Origin of the sequence: Caballeronia udeis, assembly GCF_001544555.2 — a bacterium.
Lineage (GTDB): Bacteria > Pseudomonadota > Gammaproteobacteria > Burkholderiales > Burkholderiaceae > Caballeronia > Caballeronia udeis.
In genome coordinates this window covers 1-19,713 of the sequence record NZ_FCOK02000043.1, presented here as the reverse complement: position 1 = coordinate 19,713, position 19,713 = coordinate 1, and the positions used below count along the sequence as shown (strand labels likewise).

The following is a 19,713-nucleotide window of genomic DNA, read 5'->3' as shown; positions in this document are numbered from 1 at the left end:
CACCCAACGCGTGGGCGCATATCGCAGCTCGATAGTCGCTTCTGCTCGTCCATTAACTAGGATTCCGATTGATGTCTCCAAGGCTGAATTTTCCGCGATGTAGGCATATAGTCGGCAGGCCGTCGGCAATACGGAGTCTGACTGTCATCATGCATTCAATATGGAAATATATGGTAATGGACTTCCCGTTACCGACATTGAGCTCACATGACTCCTAAAAAACTTGCTTGCGTGGCTGGCCTCGTTTCCACGCTTGCTGCATGCGGTGGTGGCAGTAGCAACTCGACGCCCCCGAGTTCAACACCCGCGATTGCGGTTCCAGCGTCGGTGGCCGCGGCGCTCCCGGGCTACAAGATCTCCGTGTTTGCGCAGGTTCCCGGCAAGTTGCGCCCCGATGACCTTCTCTTGCACGGCAGCAACATCTTCGCCATTGCTCAGGACAACAATAACAATCCGGATGGCACAGCCGTCGCAGGGACCTCGCCGCAAAGCGAAGTGATCGAATACGATATGAACGGGAATGTCGTCCGGACCTTCAACGTGCCGGGGCACCCGGACGGGCTGATGGAGTTCGATTCGCACACCGTGTGGGTGAGCACCAACGAAGACGCGAACCCCATGCTGATCGTGATCGACACGACGGCCAATACGCAGCAAACGCTCACTCCTGACGCTACGCCAATACACGGCGGGGGTCTGGATGACATGAAAATGCTTAATGGCGTCGTGTATGCGGCCGCCTCCAATCCCGCTTTGGGTGCCGCGACGGCGACAGCGCCCAACGGCGTGAGCTCGGTGCCGTCGCTCTATAGCGTGACGCTGAATCCGGATCATCAAACGTTCCATCTGACGCCTGCGCTGATGGGTAACGCAATGGCGACGAATATCCCCACCAATACGCAAGTAACGCTCAACATGACCGACCCGGATTCGATGGCGATCGATCCGAGCGGCAATCTGGTTGTGGATAGCCAGCAGGATTCGGAGCTGGTGTTCATCGCCAACCCGGGTGCGAATCAATCGGTCAGCGTCCTGCCGCTGACGCTGTACGGCAACGGATGGCCGGTCGATGACACGCGCTGGGCGCCGTCAGGCAATTCGTTCATGTTGCTGGCGGACAATCAGGCGCAGTTGATCTATCGCATCGACGCAACCCCTGGCTTCACTGCCGGCACCGCATACAGCGCAGGCCAAGGCACGGTCTTGCAGGTGAACACGTCGACGGGAGCGATGACGCCGGTGTTCACCGGTATGGGAGCGCCGCATGGATTGATCTTCGTCGGGGACTAAGCGGGACCGTTACCGGCCAGCGAAGAGCAACCGTAGGTCAATAAGGTCATCATCGCAGCTCTAAGTGTTTCCTAAGTCTTGTATGGGAAGCTCTTCCGCAAACAGGTTTTTGGCAGACTTTTTGGCAGACAGACTTTGGCAGACTCAAGCCAATCGCACGTAAGAAGCATTCGTCCACCCCGTTTCCGGGTGGACGAATACCTGGTGCTTGCGTAGTCGTGCACAGGACGCAGTTTTCTGGAATCGGTTGCACCGGCATGCGGAGCCTGGTCCATACCTGTCATAGCTTATCAATTCCGTCAGCGGCGGTTTAACCCCTCATGTCCGCTCATGCATACCGTTCTCATTCGCGCCTTTTTGCAAGCGTCGTCGCTTTTGCTCAAACCTGGCGTGAAGTCAATATCGCGAAGTAGACGTCCTCCCAACGCTGGACGATTCCTTCCTACACGCGTCGTATCCTCGCAGACTGCTTTCCCGTTCTCATCGGTTGAAAAAAGCAGTGCAACGGGCGTCGGTTCTTGAACACCAGTTGCCCCATCCAAGGACGTCAACACATGAGAGTGCTGCTTGTCGAGGACGACAGGATGATAGGGGAATCCATGCAGGCGGCTCTTAGAGATGCTGGTTACGGCGTTGACTGGACGCTCGATGGCGAGTCCGCGCTATCTGGATTTCGAACCCACACCTACGACCTGGTACTGCTGGACCTAGGCCTGCCCAAAAAAAGCGGGACTGCCGTTTTGCGCGAGATCCGCGTACGGAACACTCAGGTACCCATCTTGATTGTGACCGCGCGCGATGCTGTCGGGGACCGTGTCGAAGGACTTGACGAAGGCGCGGACGACTACATACTGAAGCCCTTTGAGATGGCAGAAGTGTTGGCGAGGATTCGAGCGGCGGTGCGCCGGCGCGGCGGTTTCGCAACCCCCGTGATGACAAATGGGGTCATCAGTCTCGACCCGGCCACTCGTGAAGCAAGCCGGGACGACCTGCATACGCGCTTATCCGGCAAGGAATTCGCGTTGTTGCATGCGCTTATGATGCGACCCGGCGCGATCCTGTCACGCTCGGAGATAGAGGAGCGTCTTTATGGTTGGAACGAAGAAGTCGAAAGCAACGTTGTTGAATTCATTATCCATTCGATTCGCAAAAAGCTAGGTGCCGACGCGATCAAAAATGTCAGAGGCGTGGGATGGTTGGTTTCCAAGGAGCACTAAGCCAGTCACTGCGCGTTCGGCTGTCGGTCTGGCTCGCCATTGCGATTGTCATCCTCGCCGTTCTCGGTGCCTGCTTGTCCTATAGCCTGGCATTGCATGAAGCCAATCAGCTGCAGGACAGCCAACTGAAGCAGGTCGCTTCCCTGATCACGGCGAGTAACCTGCCAGCTATGGAGGCCGGATCGCAGCGGTACATCCCCGACAGCGAACCTCGTGCAAAAATCGTCGTGAAGACTTTAACCGCTGAGCAGGACCCTTTCAGCATTCCCAGGTCAATGCCAGATGGTCTCCACACGATCAGCATTGGGGACGAGCGCTGGAGGCTTTTGGTGAGGCCGCTCAATTCGATTACACGGATTGTGGTTGCACAAGAAACCGCGGACCGGACCGAGATCGCTCGCAACAATGCGCTCGCCACTCTGATCCCTTTCGCGGTTCTGGTTCCCGTGTTGCTCGCGATAGTCGCTTTTTTGATGCGGCGGACGTTCAGGCCGTTGATGCAACTATCGGCCGAACTCGATGAACGCTCAGAGCACGACATCTCCGCGCTCGGCTATCCGTTCAAAGGGAATATACCTGGTGAGATCCTGCCGTTCGTCAAGGCAATTGACGGATTGCTCCTTCGTGTTTCAGAGTCTGCCGCGTTACAAAGGCGCTTCGTTGCAGATGCCGCCCACGAACTCCGTTCGCCCCTTACTGCGCTGTCCCTACAGGCGGAACGATTGAGCGCGTCGGAGATGCCGCAGCAGGCACGTGAACGCCTTGACACGCTGCGCGGTGGACTAGCACGTACGCGTGCACTCCAGGAACAGCTCCTGACATTAGCTCGGGTTCAGGATGGCGGTGATCAGTTTTCGGCAAAAACTTCGATAAGGAAAGTATTCAGGCAGGTGATTGAAGACCTGTTGCCACTGGCTGAGCAGAAGGGGGTGGACCTCGGCGTAGAGGGAGACCATGATGCCTTCGTTTCAGTCGGCGAGACCGACCTGGTGACGCTGGTCAAGAATCTCGTCGACAACGCGATCCGATACACGCCAACCGGTGGACAGGTCGATTTGAAAGTTATAACGGCTCGAGGAGCGACGGAGATTCAAGTCGATGATACGGGGCCGGGCATACCGGAAAGCGAACGAGAGCGCGTGTTTGACCGGTTTTATCGTGTGCTTGGTACCGATCAAAGCGGCTCCGGCCTTGGATTGTCGATCGTGCAATCGATCGCGACGAAAGTGGGCGCGAAAATAGCATTGGCCACCGCCGGTCAAACCGGCTTGCGCGTGACCGTGACGTTTTGAATAGTCGTGCGGCGATTAGCGTTGGATCGACGAGCGCGAGGCCGAAAACAGCTCACTGATCCTTCGATCGCGCAGGAGGGCGACACGCCCAGCACATGATGTGCGATAGCAAAACCAAACGACAGTGCGGGCGTGGTGTCCGCGTCTCCGGTACTTACAGTTTGCAATGACCTCACGGGGTGCGAGAGGGCCTGGTCTTTCGACATCCCGGTAAGTAAACAGTAAGTCGCCGTGGCCGATGATGATTTCGATGCTGGAGTTCCACTCATCCGGGGCATCGCGTCCTGTCTTCGTCAACGTCTTCCAGGAGTTCCCCATGAACTACCGCTGCAGCAGCGCGCTCGCGACGATCGCTGCGTCGATCCTGCTTTGTGGATGCGCGACCGGCCCACAGCGCACGGCCGGCGATCCGCTCGAGCCAATGAACCGTACGATCTACTCCTTTAATGGCAAGCTCGACAAGTACGTCGCCAAGCCCGCGGCGACCGCTTATCAGAAGGTCCTGCCGTCGCCTGTCCGGACCGCTGTTAGCAATTTCTTTTCGAACCTGGGTGACATCGGCAACTTCGCTAACGACACGCTGCAGTTGAAACCAACCGACGCCACCGAAGACCTGATGCGCTTCGCGTTCAACTCGACGTTTGGTATTGCCGGGTTCATCGACTTTGCAACCCCGGCAGGCCTGCCTAAGCACCATCAGGATTTCGGACTCACGCTCGCGCACTATGGCGTGCCGATTGGCCCTTACCTCGTGCTGCCGCTGTTTGGCCCGAGCAGCGTGCGTGACGTCAGCAATGTCGCGGTCTCAAGCGTGCTCACCCCGTTCTCGGCAGCGCCGTTCGCGGTGCAAGCATCCGTTACCGGTGTGCATTTCGTGAGCGAGCGCGCCGATTTGTTGGGCGCCACCAACTTACTCTCGCAAGCTGCCCTCGACCAGTATTCATTCACACGTGATCTTTATCTGCGTCGGCGCAAGGCGCTTTCCTCCCCGAGGCCGGACGATGCTGAAAAGCTTCCCGTCTACACGGATGCCGCTCCATAGGAGTGCCCTTAAAAACGTCGGACAGGTAAGTAACGGGTAGGTCGAATGCATTGAACATGACCTTGTGTTCAACGGACGGCGGGAACGGATGCCATGAAGCTCAGTACATCAATAGCGTTACGCGCATTTAAAGCCATACAGTAAATCTGGTTCCTGAAATCAGGCTGCTCACTGTCAGCTGCCATTCGTGAGCAGTGGCAATTTCCTTGCAGATAGCCAGTCCTAGTCCCGCACCGTCGTGACTGCTATCCGGAGCGCGCCAGTACCGCTTGAAAAGGAACGGAAGGTGGTCCTGGTTGATGCCGGGCCCCTGGTCCTGGACCTGAATCGAGGCATTGTCGACGATCAGCGATACGACGCTATTGGGTGGCGAAGCATTAATCGCATTCTCGACAATATTCTTGAGCAGGATAAACAGCGCGCTCCTATCTGCCCAGATCGACGCAGGCGCAACCGGAACCTGAAGTCGGATTTTCACTTGCTCCCGGTCGGCCTTGCGTGACAGATACGCCACGACGTCCCGCGCAACGTCAACGCTATCGACCTCGCCAAAGCTGAGGTTCTGCGGTTCGCTGACTTCGGCGAGATGCAACAACTGCCGAACTTGCCGGGCCATCAGATCGACCTCGCGAAATAGCAGTTCTCTATGCTTGATTTCTGGCTCCAGCTCAATCTGACCGCGGATCAATGTGAGCGGCGTTTGAAGTTCGTGTGCGGCTGACGCAAGAAATTGTTGCTGGACAGAGAAACCGTTTTCAAGTCTGCCAAGCGCTTCGTTGAAGGCGTTGAGGAGCGGCTTGATCTCACTGGGAACGCCCTTGGGCGAAAGGCGCGCGGTCAAGTTGTGCGGTGTGATCAGCGCGGCGGCGCCCGATGCCTCCCTGAGCGGCCTGAGTGCCCGATGCAAGGTTACGGTCAGCGTCAACCCAAAGATGATCGTTGCAGCAAAGATCGTAATCTTGACGATGGCCGGAATCTGTTTGACCTTTGCGCCAATCATGGCGTCGATCAAGCGCGCACTCATTGCGGATTGGGCATAGAACACGTCATGCCCGTGCGGAACCTGAAGCGTTACGACGTCAAACGGTCTACTGCCGATCGCTACCTGCTCGATCTTGCCGGCGGCTTGAAAAGGATCCCCGGCAATCCAGGGGGTACGGTCCTGTGCGTCACCCGATGCGAGCAACACGCTTCCCTGCTCGTCGAGTACACGATACTTCAGTTCACTGGACACCACCTTGAACAGCCACGCCGTTTGCTCGGAAGGCTGTACCGAGACTGGACGGCCGGCGTTGTCAAAACCAAGCCCCTTCACGACATCCTCAGCTCTTTCTATTTGTTCATGTCGCCCAATCGTCTGCTCGGGAAAGTGGCTGAACGCGTAGACGACCAGGGCGGCCAGCAGACTCATGCAGACCGCGAGCGCAGCAACGCTGGTAACCCACAGGCGTGCGGACAAACTGCGAATCCAATGATCAAGCATGTCGTATAGGGGGTGGTCGACTGCAAACGCTGTGAGCGCGGCCTGGAGTGACTGAGCGCAGATAGATCGGGTTGGATGATCCCGATCATTAGACTCAGATCGTAGTCGATCAATGCGCACCGAGAGTGAACAAAAGAAGGAGAAATGGTGGAGGTTCGGTTTTCTCGCGATAAAAATGCAGGGTCAAATCGGCAATGAAACACGTCCTGATTGACGCATAAGTGGTCGAAACCGCACGTCCCTCGCACGTTCCTCGCAGGTCCCTAAGCGTCAGCTAAGACACTGACCTTATCGTCTGTTTGCTTACTGCGCGACTGGATCCGCAGAAGTTTCTGATTCGAGCCGCGCGTGTTGCTCCAACCACCTCTACGCAACCTTGCGGCTGGCGGCTCGACACCAATTTCTGCCCTGAGATGTCTGCCATAAATGAACACCGAGCCAAACGAATCTCAAACGGATGTCTGGTCTGAATGGCTCTTGCACACGCGCTTTGGTAACGATCCCGAATACGAACAGATGTTGCGCGCCGCGATTGACCCAATCGCAGATCGAGTTCTGGACGGTGCCCGACTTTCTGCCGGGATGACACTAGTCGACATAGGGACGGGCGACGGACTGATGGCTTTTCGGGCCATAGACACAATCGGCCCATCACTTCGCGTTATCCTCACTGATATATCGGCACCGTTACTGCGTCATGTTGAAGCGCTGGCGATTCAAAGGAATGTTCAGAGCCAGTGCAGATTTATTGAATGTCCGGCGGGCGCGTTAAAGGACATCCACGACGTGTCCGTCGACGTTGTTACCACGCGCGCGGTGCTTGCCTACGTTCCAGATAAGGTGGAAGCACTTCGTGAGTTCCTCCGTGTTCTTAAGCCTGGAGGACGACTGTCGATCGGCGAACCCATCCTTCGAGACGATGCGTTTGAAGCTGCCTCATTAAAACAATTGGTAGACGCTCAGCCCCCGGGATTGGACGATCGCTTCTTTCCTCTTCTCAGTCGTTGGAAAGGCGCACAGTTTCCCGACACGGAAGAAAGAATTGCCAGCAATCCTCTCACAAATTTCAGTGAACGCGATTTGGTTCGCTTCGCGCTGGACGTCGGGTTCACTGATATCCACATGGAGTTTCACGTTGATGTTTTCCCGTCGACTGTGCACTCGTGGGAGGTATTTCTGGGCAGTTCGCCTCACCCCTGGGCACCGCCACTCGGCCGCATTCTCGCGGAACGCTTCTCCACTGAAGAGCGTGAATTGTTCGAGGCGATCTTTCGTCCAAGGGTAGAGGCACGGCAGTTCGTTACCGCGGACCGGATAGCGTATCTCACGGCTCGGAAGCCGCTTTCGTAATTGCAACCCGTGGTGTCGATATATCCTGGAATTTCGTACGTCAGGGTTCTTGTTGCACGAGGTTTGATATCCTAAGCAATGTGATTGGCGTTCGGCGCGTTCAGATTGTGCGAAATCCTCGAACGGTCCTCGACTCGACTAGCCAGACATTACTGGCGAAGGCACGGACAATGGGTCGTGGAGGGTGTGCGATCAACCTGTGGTTTTCACCCACGCCGGCGCTCGAAACGCAGAACTGCTTTTGGCTCAGCAATCGAGATAGGCGAGTCCGGCTCCATGACGAAAAGCAGCCGGCCTTTTAATCGCTTATCAGACTCGGAGCGTCGCCCGTTTTCTGTCAGCGCTGGCTTTGCTGACAAGCTTGCTAGCTCTTAGAGTCCCCGCAGATTTGTTTCCTGACAACACGGCACGGACCGACAAACTGTCCACGATCGCGTTCGCCACATCAGCATTGCCGCGACGCTGCAATTCGTCGACGAGCACTCTTTGAAGACTTGGCCACACACCTTCCTCTTGCCACTCGAGCAACCGCCGGCAGCAAATCTGGCCAGTTCCATAGCCGAGGTTTTTAGGAAGCAGGGGCCACGAGATACCCGATCGCAGCACAAACACAATGCCGCAAAATACTGCGCGGTCCGGTGCCCGGGGACGCCCGGCGCTCCGGCGCTCGGACAACGGTCGCGTAGGAATCAATGGTTCAATAAGGGCCCAGAAATCATCGTCTATCAGATCTTCAAACATAGTTCCCATGGGAAAAATCCAGAACCCGGTCTCTTTTTAAATAACGATTTGACGTGAGTAACTTAACTGAAAGGTCAGCTTGGCGCGCAGCCTCAAGTCATCGCGGCTATTAGCCAACACTTTGTTCACAACTAGTGATGCAGTTTGCTTACTATGCGGTCCGCGAGAGCGTACAGAAGCCGCACTGTTCATTAGTAGAACAAGTCCCTTAGGACAGACTTAGGGAGCGTCCGATGCTGGCCGACCAAGCGCCATCGCGCGTTAAAGAAAATGACAAGAAGCCGCATGACAACTACCGCTTGCGTTGTGCAACACCAAGCGGTCGCCGTTGCGGCGAGCGCTCCCTTGACCTGCCGGATCTTGATGGACGTTTACCACTCGGCATTGATGCTCTGAAGGGCAGCCCGATTGGCCCCGCTTTTATCCATGGTGACCGTCTCCGGCGCGCCATTCTGGTAATGGCCTTTTCGAAGTAGCGACTCGCCGCCGCCTTGCTCGCAACCGAAAATCAACCGCCCGACCGGCCTTGTCCACTGCGCGATAGAGGTATTTCCAGTCGGCGCGGATCTTCACATTCTTGCCGAGGGACGATCTTGAAGGCGGTCCCGGTTCGGGAAGCACTCAAGCGGCTTACGGCTGAAGGTCTTCTGATAAATGAGCGCAACAAAGGGGTCGTCGTGGCGCCCCTATCGATTGACGATTTTGTGGAAATCACGGATCTGCGGTTGATGCTTGAGCCGTACCTCATACGTTGTTCGGCGCCAAACTTGACCGATGCAGACCTTGATGTGGCCGAGCAGATGCTGGCGTTGAGCGAACCTGAAGACAGTCCCGCGTCGCATGCAAAGGAGCACTGGGAGTTCCACCGCATGCTTTATTCGAGGGCGCAGCGGCCTCGGGCTCAAGCTCAAATTGATATCTTGTACGTGAGTATCAATCGCTATTTGCTACCCGCCTGGACCAGTGTTGGTCTAAGCACGCATTGGGACGACTCTCATTTGCAGATAACAAAAGCTTTGCGTAAGGGGAACGTGGATCTGGCCGCGCAACTGATTTCAGAGCAAATAAAAGAGACAGCGGACCGGGTAATGACGTTCCTCGAGCGAAGCGCCCATTGAAACGCGACGAAGCCTAAGGTGGCTGACCCTGGAAGTGATCATGGCTGTCGATATCACTCATGGGCTCTTGATGCAGACCTTGGATTGACAGTCATCTTGCTACCAGTTGAGTCTCAACGCGGCCTCGGTTACCCGATGCCGATCGTCGTCGTCCGCATCGGGTCGTCAGAGAATCGATCGCTGCACCACAAGGGAAGGTGAGCCGACAGTGTCACCCCAGCAGTGGCGGCAGTTCGTCCTTCAGGAAATCGACGAAGGCGCGTACCGCGGGCATCATTCCGCGACGCGTCGGGAACAGCACGGCCAGACGACCCTCCCTGGAACGAAACTCCGGCAGTACGACGCACAAAGTCCCCACTTCGATTTCGCGCGTGCATGCATAGAGAGGCAGGCTCGCGATGCCCAATCCTGCCAACGCGGCTTCCTTCAACGCCGCGATATTGTCGCTCTGCAGGCGGGGCTGAATCGTCTGTGTGGAAACATCGCCATTCGCGCCGATCAGGCGCAATACGGTCACCGGCTTACTGATCGACTCGTAGATCAACAGATCGTCGTGAGGTAGCGCATCCGGTGCACCAATCACTCCGATCCTCGCCAGATACGCGGGGCTGGCCACCAGGCCCCAGCGCGCAGTGCCCAGCGGGGCCTGGACCAGGCTGGAAAGCTCCACGTCAAAACTGAGACCGCGTATCACTACATCGACATGTTCTTCGACAAGGTCAACCTGTCGGTTACTTGCCTCGATTGCCAGTCGGACCTTCGGGTAACGCAACATGAAACGGGGCAGCAACTTAGCCAGCACGACGTCTGTAATCGCGACGGACATGCTGGCCCGCACCAGTCCCGTGGGCTCGGCAGTCCGGCGCCGAACGGCTTCTTCACCAGCCTGTGCTTCGGCAATCATGGCCCGGCAATGCGTGTACAGCTCTTCTCCTGCGTCGGTCAGACCCAGTCGGCGTGAGGTTCGGTGAAGTAGTCGAACGCCGAGCTTGGCTTCCAGACCGGTGATCCGGCGGGAGATATGGGATTTGCTTATGCCGAGCGCCTCTCCCGCGGCGGTAAAACCGCGATGCTCAATCACCTGAGCAAAAAGATAGAGGTCGTTCAGGTCAGAAGATACGGGGTTCATCGGACGTCCAGTTCGCTCTTGTTTGGTTTTTATCGTTTCCGGTGGGCAACGATAAGTTGAGAAATACCATATTTATCGATTGTCGTTGCGCAAATATGATTCATCTCAACCCGGCGCAGATGTGCACCGGGCGGTCCGGCGGGACGTCCCGAAGTCCGCCGCCGTATCCCATTCGAACGCTGATAAAGACCATGAAAATCCATCATCTCCTGAAAGCTGTGGTTCTCCCCCTGGCCATTGTCTCCGCCTCTGCCGCCACGATCCGGACGGCCAGCGCGGCCCCTGCGACAAACGCGGTCGCCCCTTCGGGCGCGCCGTACTCGCTGCTGTCGCGAGACAACACGGTGCTCGTGCTGGTTGACCATCAGGTTGGCTTGTTCACCGGCGTGCGCGACATCGATACCGGTGAGCTCAGGCATAACGTGGTGGCACTGGCCAAAACCGCGAAGACGCTCGGTATCCCGGTCATTGTCACCGCGACGATGCCCGACGGCATGTGGGGTCCCACCATCCCTGAGCTGACTGCGGCGCTTCCCGGTGTCCCTGTGATCAGCCGGACCTCGATCAATGCTTGGGACGATCCGAATGTGCGGGCGGCGATCGAGAAGACTGGCCGCAAACAGGTCCTGATCGCCGGTGTCTCGCTGGAGGTGTGTGCCACGTTCCCGGCGCTGTCGCTCAAGGCCGCGGGCTACGATCCCCGTGTGGTGCTCGACGCGTCAGGTACGTTTAGTGATGCCAAGCGTACGGTGGGGCTGCAGCGCCTGGCGGGTGCAGGCATTCCGGTGACCGACTACGCCACGGCGGGTGTGGAGATGCTGCATGGCAACGACGATCCGAAGGCGCAGCAGGTGTATGCCGATCTCGATATGCCGTTCGCCAACCTGGTGTGGCAACTCAAGAATGCTTCGGGCAAGTGACACAACAACCCGAGTCGGCGAGGGCGAACAGCGTCCTCGTCCGAACAATTCAGTAGTTCAAACACGCTATGCGAATGCGTCGACACCTGTCAGCTCCGTTGACAGTTTCCAGAGGCGCTCATCCTGCTCAGGATCGATTGCATGTTGGCGTACGCCAGAATCTGCATCGCCAGTGGACACCAGCGCCACATCACAATCCTCGCAGTAGAGACCGCCGAGCCCCGCAAGGTGTGGCGATGTCGCCGCCCACACCTGAGTCGCCGCGCCCTGCGCAGGCGTTTTGAAAGTCGGATCGACCAGCGTACCGTGCTCGTCGATCCAGCCGGCCGCCATCTTCTCTGCATGTGTCATATGTCGGAGTAACGGCGTCGCGATTTTCCCCGGATGCACAGAAAAGACGCGTACGCCATCTCGTACGCCGAACTCGTCGAGTTGCACTGCGAAGAGCGCGTTGGCGGTTTTCGATTGTCCGTACGCGAGCCACTTGTCGTAGCTTCGCGTGAACTGCACGTCATCCCAGCGTATTGGCGTGCGTCGGTGTCCGAGTGACGACACGGCGATCACGCGCGCGCCGTTACCATGTGCGAGGACGGGCCACAGCCGGTTGACGAGTGCGTGGTGGCCAAGATGGTTGATCGCAAACTGCGCTTCCCAGCCGTTGTCGCCGCGTGTCTCGGGGCAAGCCTCTCAGTAGCGCCACTGTTCCGATAGCTCGCTGGCAAGCGCGAGCTTCTCTTTAATGATCTCGATGAAGTTGGTCGTTGATCTCATCGAACCCTTCTGTGATGCAATGAAGTTCAATGCAGAGGCGTTAATGGGCCGGATCAAGCGTCTGTCGATTCCCTTCATTCGCGCAGCATTGCGCCTCGTCTCCGCCACCAGATCTCTGGCACCGTTAAAGCCCGGCGTTATACCGACCTGCGCTCGAACTTGCGCGCGCAATTCCGAGGCGTATTCGGGAGATTGCCCTAGCCGATCGAGATCGACCAGCAGATCCGCGTCGTCGGCCGAGCGCAACGCGCAGAGAATCCACAGCGCTAAAAATGCCCGATAGGCATTGTCGCCGTCGACCGTACGCACATACTGCTCGCAGGCCGCCGCATACTCGTCGATCGCGGTAACGGGAGCAGGCAACAAGCGAACGCCGCATACATCAATGACCTGCCTGACGATGGGCTCGGCCTGATTGAGGCCCAACACGCGGAATGGAGCAGCAACAAAGAACGGGTTGCTCCATTGCTGATGGAGCAACCATCCGGAGGCGAACTGCGATGCGGGATTTCGCAGAACGACCGCATGCATTACCTCAGGAAAGGCACCCTTGAACCACGTCAAGCGGCCGAGGGAACGACAAAATTTGAAGACAGGTGTTTTGCCCTGATTCGTCGTCTGGTCACAGAGATTTTTCAAGTACGCCTGCAATGCTGGAAAGGCGGCGTCCGGCACGGGCCCGAAGCGATCCGTACTAAAGCTCTTCCGATATCCGGTCACACCGTACAAGTTGTCCTGGATGAACGGCCGATATTCGGTGAAGTACGGCGCAGTGAGTGTCGGGTGACCTGAGGTCCAGGTCGGCGCCAAGGCGGGGATATCGGCCGCTCTCAGATCACCGAGTATCGGATGAAGCGGCTCATAGAATGCCGTCACGGTCTGCAACACCCGAAAGCGAGACCACACCCAGGTTCCCGCGCTTCTCCAGCCGGTGTGCAGGAAAATACCGCGTGACTGTCCTTTCTCCTGCATGACGGCATCCTGAACGGCAGGTTTTACGGATGTGTGTCCGTTATCGTCGGCGGCGCCCGGGGCAATTCCAGATTGCTGCGTCATTGGCTTTCTCCAGAGTCCAGAGGGAAGGTCGGTTTATGTGTGCAGCGTCGGCATCGCCAATTGCTTCCAGTCCCCGTGCACGCGGAATCTGCAGGCTGCTATGGGGGCAGTGTTAAAGACGATAGTGCGAGCGCGGATATCGGGAAAACGGCCCGTTGGACAGCCGGTAGTGTAGTTTCACGCGTCTTGCTCCGCGTTACCGCGCAGCCCGCAACGGTTACGATCCGTTACTAGCGCAGCCTCCCGAGATAGTGAAAATAGCGCCGGCTTACCAAGGGAAGCACCGAAAAGGTGTCGCCATGGCTTGTGTTTCGCCTCTGGGCACAGTCTGGAACCGACTGTGTTCTGGGACGGCCGGCGTCGCCAGGGCAGATGCGGCCGGTATCGCACCTGCTTGATCCAGACAGGTGTCTGGCTGCGCTCTTGCTACCCGGTTCGAGCGTCGTTCAGCGTAATAGTTTGCGCGGCCGCCTCGCTTCCCAAATCTCGGCGTTCTTAGCCAATCCCCCAAAAGGCCGGCCGCGCGGGTGACGCGGTTATGCTTGGTGCAGCCCCGCAGCGCTTCGCGACGATGACCATTCAGTCCGCTGCGATGAGTCGTGTCGGTACGCCAGAGCCACTCGGTGGCAACGAATGGAACTTGACCACATACCTGGGAAGCATGGGGCGAAGCCTCGAAAGTCTTGGTCATCTTCGTGTTCGAGGCATACAGTCGGACCCCAGGCTACTTCAATCCCCTTGGTTTGATGTCTTGAAAGGGACGTATCTCAGGGATTGGCGTTCGAAGCAGACCCGATATTGTCAGTATCAGGCATCTGAAAGTTCATCAACCGATTGCAATTCATATAGTTTTAGTCGTACTACTAATCTATATGCAGGGAATATCCTATGAGCGCACTGTTCTCGCCCATCGCGCTTCGTCGCGCTTCGCTACCGAACCGCATCATCGTCTCTCCAATGTGCCAGTATTCCGCCGAAGACGGACTGGCTAACAAATGGCACGAAGTTCATCTCGCAACACTTGCCTTGTCGGGAGCCGCAATGCTCTGCATTGAATCCACGGCAGTCGAACCGGAAGGGCGAATCACCCCGGGAGATCTGGGTCTTTGGAACGACGCGACAGAGGCCGCGCTCAAGACAGTGCTTGATACGGTCCGGGCGCATTCAGATATTTTTATTACTCTCCAGCTTGCGCACGCGGGTCGCAAGGCGTCAAGCGACAAGCCCTGGCGAAACGGGCACTTAATTCCTCCTTCGGAAGGGGGATGGAAAACATTTGCGCCCTCTGCAGTGCCGCAAAAGGAGGGAGAGGCTGCACCGACCAAACTGGACCCGGCAGGTTTGGAGCGCATCCGCGAAGCATTCGTTGCGGCCGCAAAAAGGGCTGCTCGCCTCGGGGTCGACGGCATCGAACTTCATGGAGGCCATGGGTACCTGCTACACCAGTTCATGTCACCTGTCTCGAATCAACGCACAGATGAATATGGCGGATCCCTCCAGAATCGTCAGCGGTATCCGCTCGAGATTTTCGATGCTGTCCGGGCAGTGTTTCCAGCAGACAAGCCGGTAGGCATCAAGGTATCCGCATCCGATTGGGTGGAGGGCGGCTGGGACATTGAGCAGACTATTGCTCTCGCCCGCGAACTCAAGAAGCGGGACGTCGACTGGATCGTCGCGTCTTCGGGTGGCATTTCGCCCCTTCAGAAGATTTCTCCCGCCGCGGGTTATCAGGTCCCATTTGCAGCAGCAATCAAAGAAGCCACTGGCGTTAATACAACGGCGGTGGGCCTCATCACCGAAGCTGGACAGGCAGATGAAATCATAAAAAATGGCCAGGCGGACTTCGTCGCAATTGCGCGGGCGATGCTGTACGACCCGCGTTGGGGCTGGCACGCAGCGGCAGAACTCGGAGCAACGGTGGATGCGCCGCCGCAATACTGGCGTGCACCTCCCCGAGAGCACGCCGATGTCTTTGGAAAAATCGTGCAAGGCGCCCGGTAATTGTGATTGAGGGTTGTGTCGCAGTGGGAATCAAACCTTGCCTGGGTGCGTTTGCGGACCGGTGGTTCAAGTTAAGTTTCTGGTACCGCTGAGGATCGACATGAACAATGCTCTCCCTAGAGTTCTGGTAACGGGCGCCACTGGAAAAGTTGGCTCCGCTCTTGTTTCTCGCTTGCGGAATGAAGTGAGCATCGACGTTATCGCAGGAGTCCGCTCTCGGCAAAAAGCGTCATATCTGGACGTTCCGCTGGTTCACCTTGATTTTGATCGGATAGAAACGCTGAGGCCCGCCATGCAGGATATTGACATCGTTTTCATGATGACGGGATACACCGTCGATATGTTCAGGCAAAGCAAAGCGTTTCTGAATATCGCCAAAATTGAGGGCGTAAAGCACATCGTCCATCTTGGCGCGTGCGGGGACGACGACACCATGGTTGCCCATTGGGGATGGCAGCAATTCGTTGAGCGATATATCGAATGGTCAGGTTTTTCGTTTACGCACCTGCGTCCCGACATCTATATGCAAAATCTGCTTGGATATGGCGGAACCCGTGCCGTCGACGGCGGTGTGATCCAGCATTATGTGGGAGATGCTCGTATTAGCTGGGTGGACTGCGACGACGTCGCTGAAGTGGCAAGAACGTGCATCGTCAACTGGTCCGAACATGCTGGTGCTACCTATCGGCTCGCATCGGACGTCAAGACGTTTTCGGAAGTCGCCGCCGAACTCTCAACCGTACTCGGAAAGCCTTTCACCTATGAACCACGGCCAGCGACCGAGTTTCTCGAGAAGGCAGTGGCGGTCGGTGCCGATGGCGCGTACATGCACTCCGCGTACGAGAACTATGCGGCATACACGGCCGGCAGAGAACCGGAACCAGGGGCCCCGTTTAGCATCATGCAAAAAATCCTCCGCCGCCCCGGCACCACATGGGCCGAGTTTGCTCAGCGTCATCGAGCAGACTTCGATTATTAGCCGGTTTGTTCATGCCTGTTGAGCATGTCCCAATGCTTGCAAAGTCTTTCTCCTGCACGCCAGCCTCACTTAGAATTCAGTCAAATATTTAGATAGCATTACTTACAAATTGAGTAGTTCCATGATTGGAAGTCTTTGGGAGCTTATACGTGAGGACTGGATTTGAGCGTCACGGTTGTCACAGTCACCGACGTTCTAAATGATATCCGACAACCCGCCGTGAATGCCTTGCAAGAGATCGCTGTCGGGGAGTTTCGGAGCGCGAAGCGCAAGCAATTTCATCAGTCAATGTGGTCACTACAGGTGCTTAAATGTCGAAGCTATTTTCACCCATACGGATCGGCGCAATTGATCTTTCCCACCGTGTCGTTCTGGCTCCGCTCACGCGGATGCGCGCGGCTCTGCCGGGCAATGCGCCCAATGACCTGATGGCGACGTATTACGGACAGCGTGCGTCAGAGGGTGGCCTATTGATCACCGAGGCGACCTTCATATCGGCGACCGGAAACGGCGGATACGCTTCGCCAGGCATCGTCACCGACGCACAGGTCGCAGGATGGCGGAAGGTCGTAGACGCGGCGCATGCGAAAGGCGCCAGCATCGTGCTCCAGCTTTGGCACGTCGGCCGGCAGTCGCACGTCGACCTCCAGCCGAACGGCCAGGCTCCCGTTGCACCCTCTGCCATTCAAGCTGATGTTCGAGCGCTGCTGCCGAGTGGTCCCGTGACAGGCTCAATGCCAAGGGCGATTGAGTTGTCGGAAATACCGGGCCTCGTCGGTGAATACCGCAGGGCAGCGGAGCGCGCGAAAGAGGCCGGCTTCGATGGTGTCGAGATACATGGCGCCAACGGTTACCTGATCGATCAGTTTCTCCAGGACAATTCCAATCGGCGTGAGGATGCGTATGGTGGTTCCGTTGAAAATCGGGCCCGTTTTCTTCTTGACGTGGTTGAAGTGGTGAAATCGGTGTGGGGCGGCGACCGGGTCGGTGTTCGCGTGGGTCCCGGCAACAGGTTCGGCGGTATGGGGGACAGCGCACCTGAGGTCACGTTTCCCTATGTGGCGCGAGCGCTCGCGCCTTTTGGATTGGCTTATCTGCATGTCATTGAACCGCGGGTCACGGGTAATGTTTCAGATGACGACAAGCCGCCCGTAGCGGCTGGCTTGCTCCGCCCGCTGTTCGGGGGACCCGTTATCGCCGCAGGCGGTTTCGATGGCGCAGGCGCCGAAAGCATTCTGGAAAAGGGTGACGCGGACCTTGTCGCGTTCGGGCGGCATTTTCTCGCTAATCCCGATTTTCCCGAGAGACTGCGTCGCAGCCTTCCGCTCAATTCCTATGATCGCACCACCTTTTACTACGGTGGCGACAAAGGTTACGCCGACTATCCGGTCTATGAATCGTAGTGACTCGTGAGACTGCCGCCTCCGGTTCATCAAGCAGTCCGGGAGCAGCGGAAGAACGAACGTGGTCTGGTTCCGGGTAGCCGGCGCACCGCAATCACGCACGGAATGGGAGAGCAATGTGCTCCGTTTGCAAGCTAACGATCTTCCGCTAAGGGCGGCAGCCACGACAGATCCAGCGCGTGGCGTCGTCCCCGACGTTTGCGTGATCGGTGCGGGCTCGTCCGGTATGACGGTGGCAAAGGCCCTGCACCAGCGCGGCGTTGTCTTCGACTGCTTCGAGAAAGGTTCGGACATCGGGGGGATGTGGCGTTACGAGAACGACAACGGGCAGTCGTCGGCCTATGCGAGCCTGCATATCGATACTAGCCGCAAAAATCTGGGGTACTCGGATTTCCCCATTCCCGATGACATGCCCGACTTTCTGTCGCATGCCAAATTTCTGGAATATCTGGAGAATTACGCGAATCACTTCGAGGTCAGGGAACGGGTGACGTTCGGAACCGTGGTCGAGGCGGTGAGGCAGGCGCCGGATGGACGCTGGAATGTCCATCTGTCGACTGGGGAGATCCGGAATTACGGTAACGTCGTTGTCGCCAACGGCCACCTTTGGGATCCTCGCACACCGGTGTTCCCCGGCGAATTCCGTGGCGAGACGACTCACTCGCACTATTACCGGACCGCCGCACCCTTCGAAGGCAAGTCGGTGCTGGTTGTCGGTCTCGGGAACTCCGCAGTCGACATTGCGGTCGATCTCGCGCGCCGCGCGCGGAGCGTGACGATGTCCACTCGTCGTAGCGCCTGGATCATGCCGAAATATCTGATGGGCTATCCGGTCGATCAATGGTCGAGGTTTTTGTCCAGGCGCCTGCGCCTGCCGACACCGCTGACACGAAAGATCATGTCGAAACTGATCCGGCTTGGCGTCGGGGACCAGAGGCGGTTCGGCCTGAAAAGACCGGAACATCCCATGTGGCGCGAGCACGCCACGCTCAGCCAGGAACTGTTGCCGTATCTTGGGCACGGCTGGATTTCCATGAAGCCCAATATCAGCCGTATGGACGGCAACGAAATCGCATTCGAGGACGGCAGCCGGCAGGTATTCGACGCGGTCGTCTTTGCGACCGGCTACAAAACTACCTTTCCGTTTCTCGACAGAAACACGTTCGATGCAGAAACGGACACGACGAATCTGTATCGTCGCATGGTCTCGCTCAAGCATCCCGGCTTGATCTTCGCCGGACTGGTACAGCCAGTGGGGCCGACAATTCCACTGGTGGAGATCCAGGGGCGCTGGCTGGCCGCGGTGCTCTCTGGCGATATCGCACTGCCTGAGCACGAGGTGCAGGTACGCGAAGTGGAACAGCACAAGCAATATCAGAGGCAGACTTATCTTGATGCGGACCGGTACGTGCTCGAGGTCGATTTTCGTACCTATGCGGCCCAGATGAACGCCGATATGCGCCGGAAGCCGGCTCGGTGAGCAGGTCAGTGCACGGTCTTCGAACCAGCGATGATCGCTGCCGTCGATCTGGATCAGCTCACTTAGGCACATCGGCCCGAGATCAACCCAGGCGGTCCTTGCTCGCGTAGACGCGCTGCCAGGCGTCGAACCTGACGGGTCGTCAACGACAGTCGCTCGGCGGCACGCCACGGCTTGAGCAGCCCCTCGACCACGGACTGAATCACTTTGAACCGGTCCAACTCGCGCATCGTCATGGTGATTCTGTCCGTCGCCGTCATCGTAGCCCCCGACGCCGTGGGAATCGACGCCGGCTAAGCTTAAGCCGCCCGAAAGCGGACATTTGAATCTAGCTAAAAGCGGACATTTCTAAAAAGCCCTGACATTTAATGTCGAGGCCAGGTAGAGATGTCGTAGCGTGAGCAAAGTAGAGATGTCGGGTTTTGGGGTGTTTTTAACCTG

General features: G+C 57.4%; 15 protein-coding genes and 3 pseudogenes. 11 read left to right on the top strand and 7 right to left on the bottom strand.

Annotated elements, in window-relative coordinates; genetic code table 11:
• Positions 1 to 207 precede the first annotated feature (207 nt).
• The 4 genes from AWB69_RS26485 to AWB69_RS26470 all read left to right on the top strand — a co-directional run bounded on the left by AWB69_RS26485 (position 208) and on the right by AWB69_RS26470 (position 4,841).
• Positions 208 to 1,290, top strand: coding sequence for a hypothetical protein (locus AWB69_RS26485; protein WP_063977914.1), 1,083 nt, complete (start codon positions 208 to 210; stop codon positions 1,288 to 1,290).
• 554 nt (positions 1,291 to 1,844) lie between these two features.
• Entirely contained in the window at positions 1,845 to 2,507 is a 663-nt protein-coding gene (locus AWB69_RS26480; RefSeq protein ID WP_062089795.1) for a response regulator transcription factor, read from the top strand.
• Positions 2,483 to 3,799: an ATP-binding protein gene (locus tag AWB69_RS26475; RefSeq protein ID WP_062089794.1), complete on the top strand. Its 1,317-nt coding sequence runs from the start codon at positions 2,483 to 2,485 to the stop codon at positions 3,797 to 3,799. Before AWB69_RS26480 ends, AWB69_RS26475 begins: the two co-directional genes overlap by 25 nt.
• Before the next feature lie 316 nt (positions 3,800 to 4,115).
• Entirely contained in the window at positions 4,116 to 4,841 is a 726-nt protein-coding gene (locus tag AWB69_RS26470; protein ID WP_062089793.1) for an MlaA family lipoprotein, read from the top strand.
• A 127-nt stretch (positions 4,842 to 4,968) separates the two neighbouring features.
• Here AWB69_RS26470 and AWB69_RS26465 read toward each other — a convergent pair whose 3' ends face one another.
• Positions 4,969 to 6,252: a sensor histidine kinase gene (locus AWB69_RS26465; RefSeq protein ID WP_331712696.1), complete on the bottom strand. Its 1,284-nt coding sequence runs from the start codon at positions 6,250 to 6,252 to the stop codon at positions 4,969 to 4,971.
• A gap of 498 nt (positions 6,253 to 6,750) precedes the next feature.
• Here AWB69_RS26465 and AWB69_RS26460 point away from each other — a divergent pair, with 498 nt between their 5' ends.
• Entirely contained in the window at positions 6,751 to 7,674 is a 924-nt protein-coding gene (locus tag AWB69_RS26460) for a class I SAM-dependent methyltransferase (protein ID WP_062089791.1), read from the top strand.
• A gap of 309 nt (positions 7,675 to 7,983) precedes the next feature.
• Here the strand turns inward: AWB69_RS26460 and AWB69_RS50870 are convergent, their stop codons facing one another.
• Complete coding sequence (locus tag AWB69_RS50870; protein ID WP_063977916.1) at positions 7,984 to 8,415, bottom strand: IS5 family transposase; 432 nt, start codon at positions 8,413 to 8,415, stop codon at positions 7,984 to 7,986.
• Between the two features lie 374 nt (positions 8,416 to 8,789).
• Positions 8,790 to 8,976 (bottom strand): annotated as a pseudogene (locus tag AWB69_RS46045) (DDE-type integrase/transposase/recombinase); the annotation flags it as partial.
• 32 nt (positions 8,977 to 9,008) lie between these two features.
• Here AWB69_RS46045 and AWB69_RS26445 point away from each other — a divergent pair.
• The gene (locus AWB69_RS26445; protein ID WP_062089788.1) at positions 9,009 to 9,533 is read left to right on the top strand and encodes a GntR family transcriptional regulator; all 525 of its coding nucleotides are present in this window, start codon (positions 9,009 to 9,011) and stop codon (positions 9,531 to 9,533) included.
• A 211-nt stretch (positions 9,534 to 9,744) separates the two neighbouring features.
• Here AWB69_RS26445 and AWB69_RS26440 read toward each other — a convergent pair whose 3' ends face one another.
• Positions 9,745 to 10,662 carry a LysR substrate-binding domain-containing protein gene (locus AWB69_RS26440; RefSeq protein ID WP_062089787.1) on the bottom strand — a complete coding sequence of 306 codons (918 nt, stop codon included), beginning with the start codon at positions 10,660 to 10,662 and terminating at the stop codon, positions 9,745 to 9,747.
• Between the two features lie 191 nt (positions 10,663 to 10,853).
• Here AWB69_RS26440 and AWB69_RS26435 point away from each other — a divergent pair, with 191 nt between their 5' ends.
• Positions 10,854 to 11,582 (top strand): isochorismatase family protein, encoded by a 729-nt coding sequence (locus AWB69_RS26435; RefSeq protein WP_062089844.1) that lies wholly within the window; start codon positions 10,854 to 10,856, stop codon positions 11,580 to 11,582.
• A 66-nt stretch (positions 11,583 to 11,648) separates the two neighbouring features.
• Here the strand turns inward: AWB69_RS26435 and AWB69_RS26430 are convergent.
• Positions 11,649 to 12,233: pseudogene (locus AWB69_RS26430) on the bottom strand (oxidoreductase); the annotation flags it as partial.
• A 36-nt stretch (positions 12,234 to 12,269) separates the two neighbouring features.
• Complete coding sequence (locus AWB69_RS26425) at positions 12,270 to 13,325, bottom strand: hypothetical protein (protein ID WP_062089843.1); 1,056 nt, start codon at positions 13,323 to 13,325, stop codon at positions 12,270 to 12,272.
• Between the two features lie 972 nt (positions 13,326 to 14,297).
• Between AWB69_RS26425 and AWB69_RS26420 the strand changes: the two genes are divergently transcribed.
• From AWB69_RS26420 to AWB69_RS26405, 4 genes are all read left to right on the top strand, one after another.
• On the top strand, positions 14,298 to 15,410 hold the full coding sequence (locus AWB69_RS26420) for an NADH:flavin oxidoreductase/NADH oxidase (RefSeq protein ID WP_062089786.1): 1,113 nt from the start codon (positions 14,298 to 14,300) through the stop codon (positions 15,408 to 15,410).
• Positions 15,411 to 15,510: 100 nt separating this feature from the next.
• Complete coding sequence (locus AWB69_RS26415; protein ID WP_062089785.1) at positions 15,511 to 16,389, top strand: NmrA family NAD(P)-binding protein; 879 nt, start codon at positions 15,511 to 15,513, stop codon at positions 16,387 to 16,389.
• Between the two features lie 311 nt (positions 16,390 to 16,700).
• Positions 16,701 to 17,792: an alkene reductase gene (locus AWB69_RS26410; protein ID WP_062089784.1), complete on the top strand. Its 1,092-nt coding sequence runs from the start codon at positions 16,701 to 16,703 to the stop codon at positions 17,790 to 17,792.
• A 118-nt stretch (positions 17,793 to 17,910) separates the two neighbouring features.
• A complete protein-coding gene (locus AWB69_RS26405; protein WP_231937234.1) occupies positions 17,911 to 19,272 on the top strand; it encodes a flavin-containing monooxygenase in 1,362 nt (453 codons plus the stop codon).
• 65 nt (positions 19,273 to 19,337) lie between these two features.
• Here AWB69_RS26405 and AWB69_RS26400 read toward each other — a convergent pair.
• A pseudogene (locus tag AWB69_RS26400) lies at positions 19,338 to 19,532 on the bottom strand (helix-turn-helix domain-containing protein); the annotation flags it as partial.
• Positions 19,533 to 19,713 lie beyond the last annotated feature (181 nt).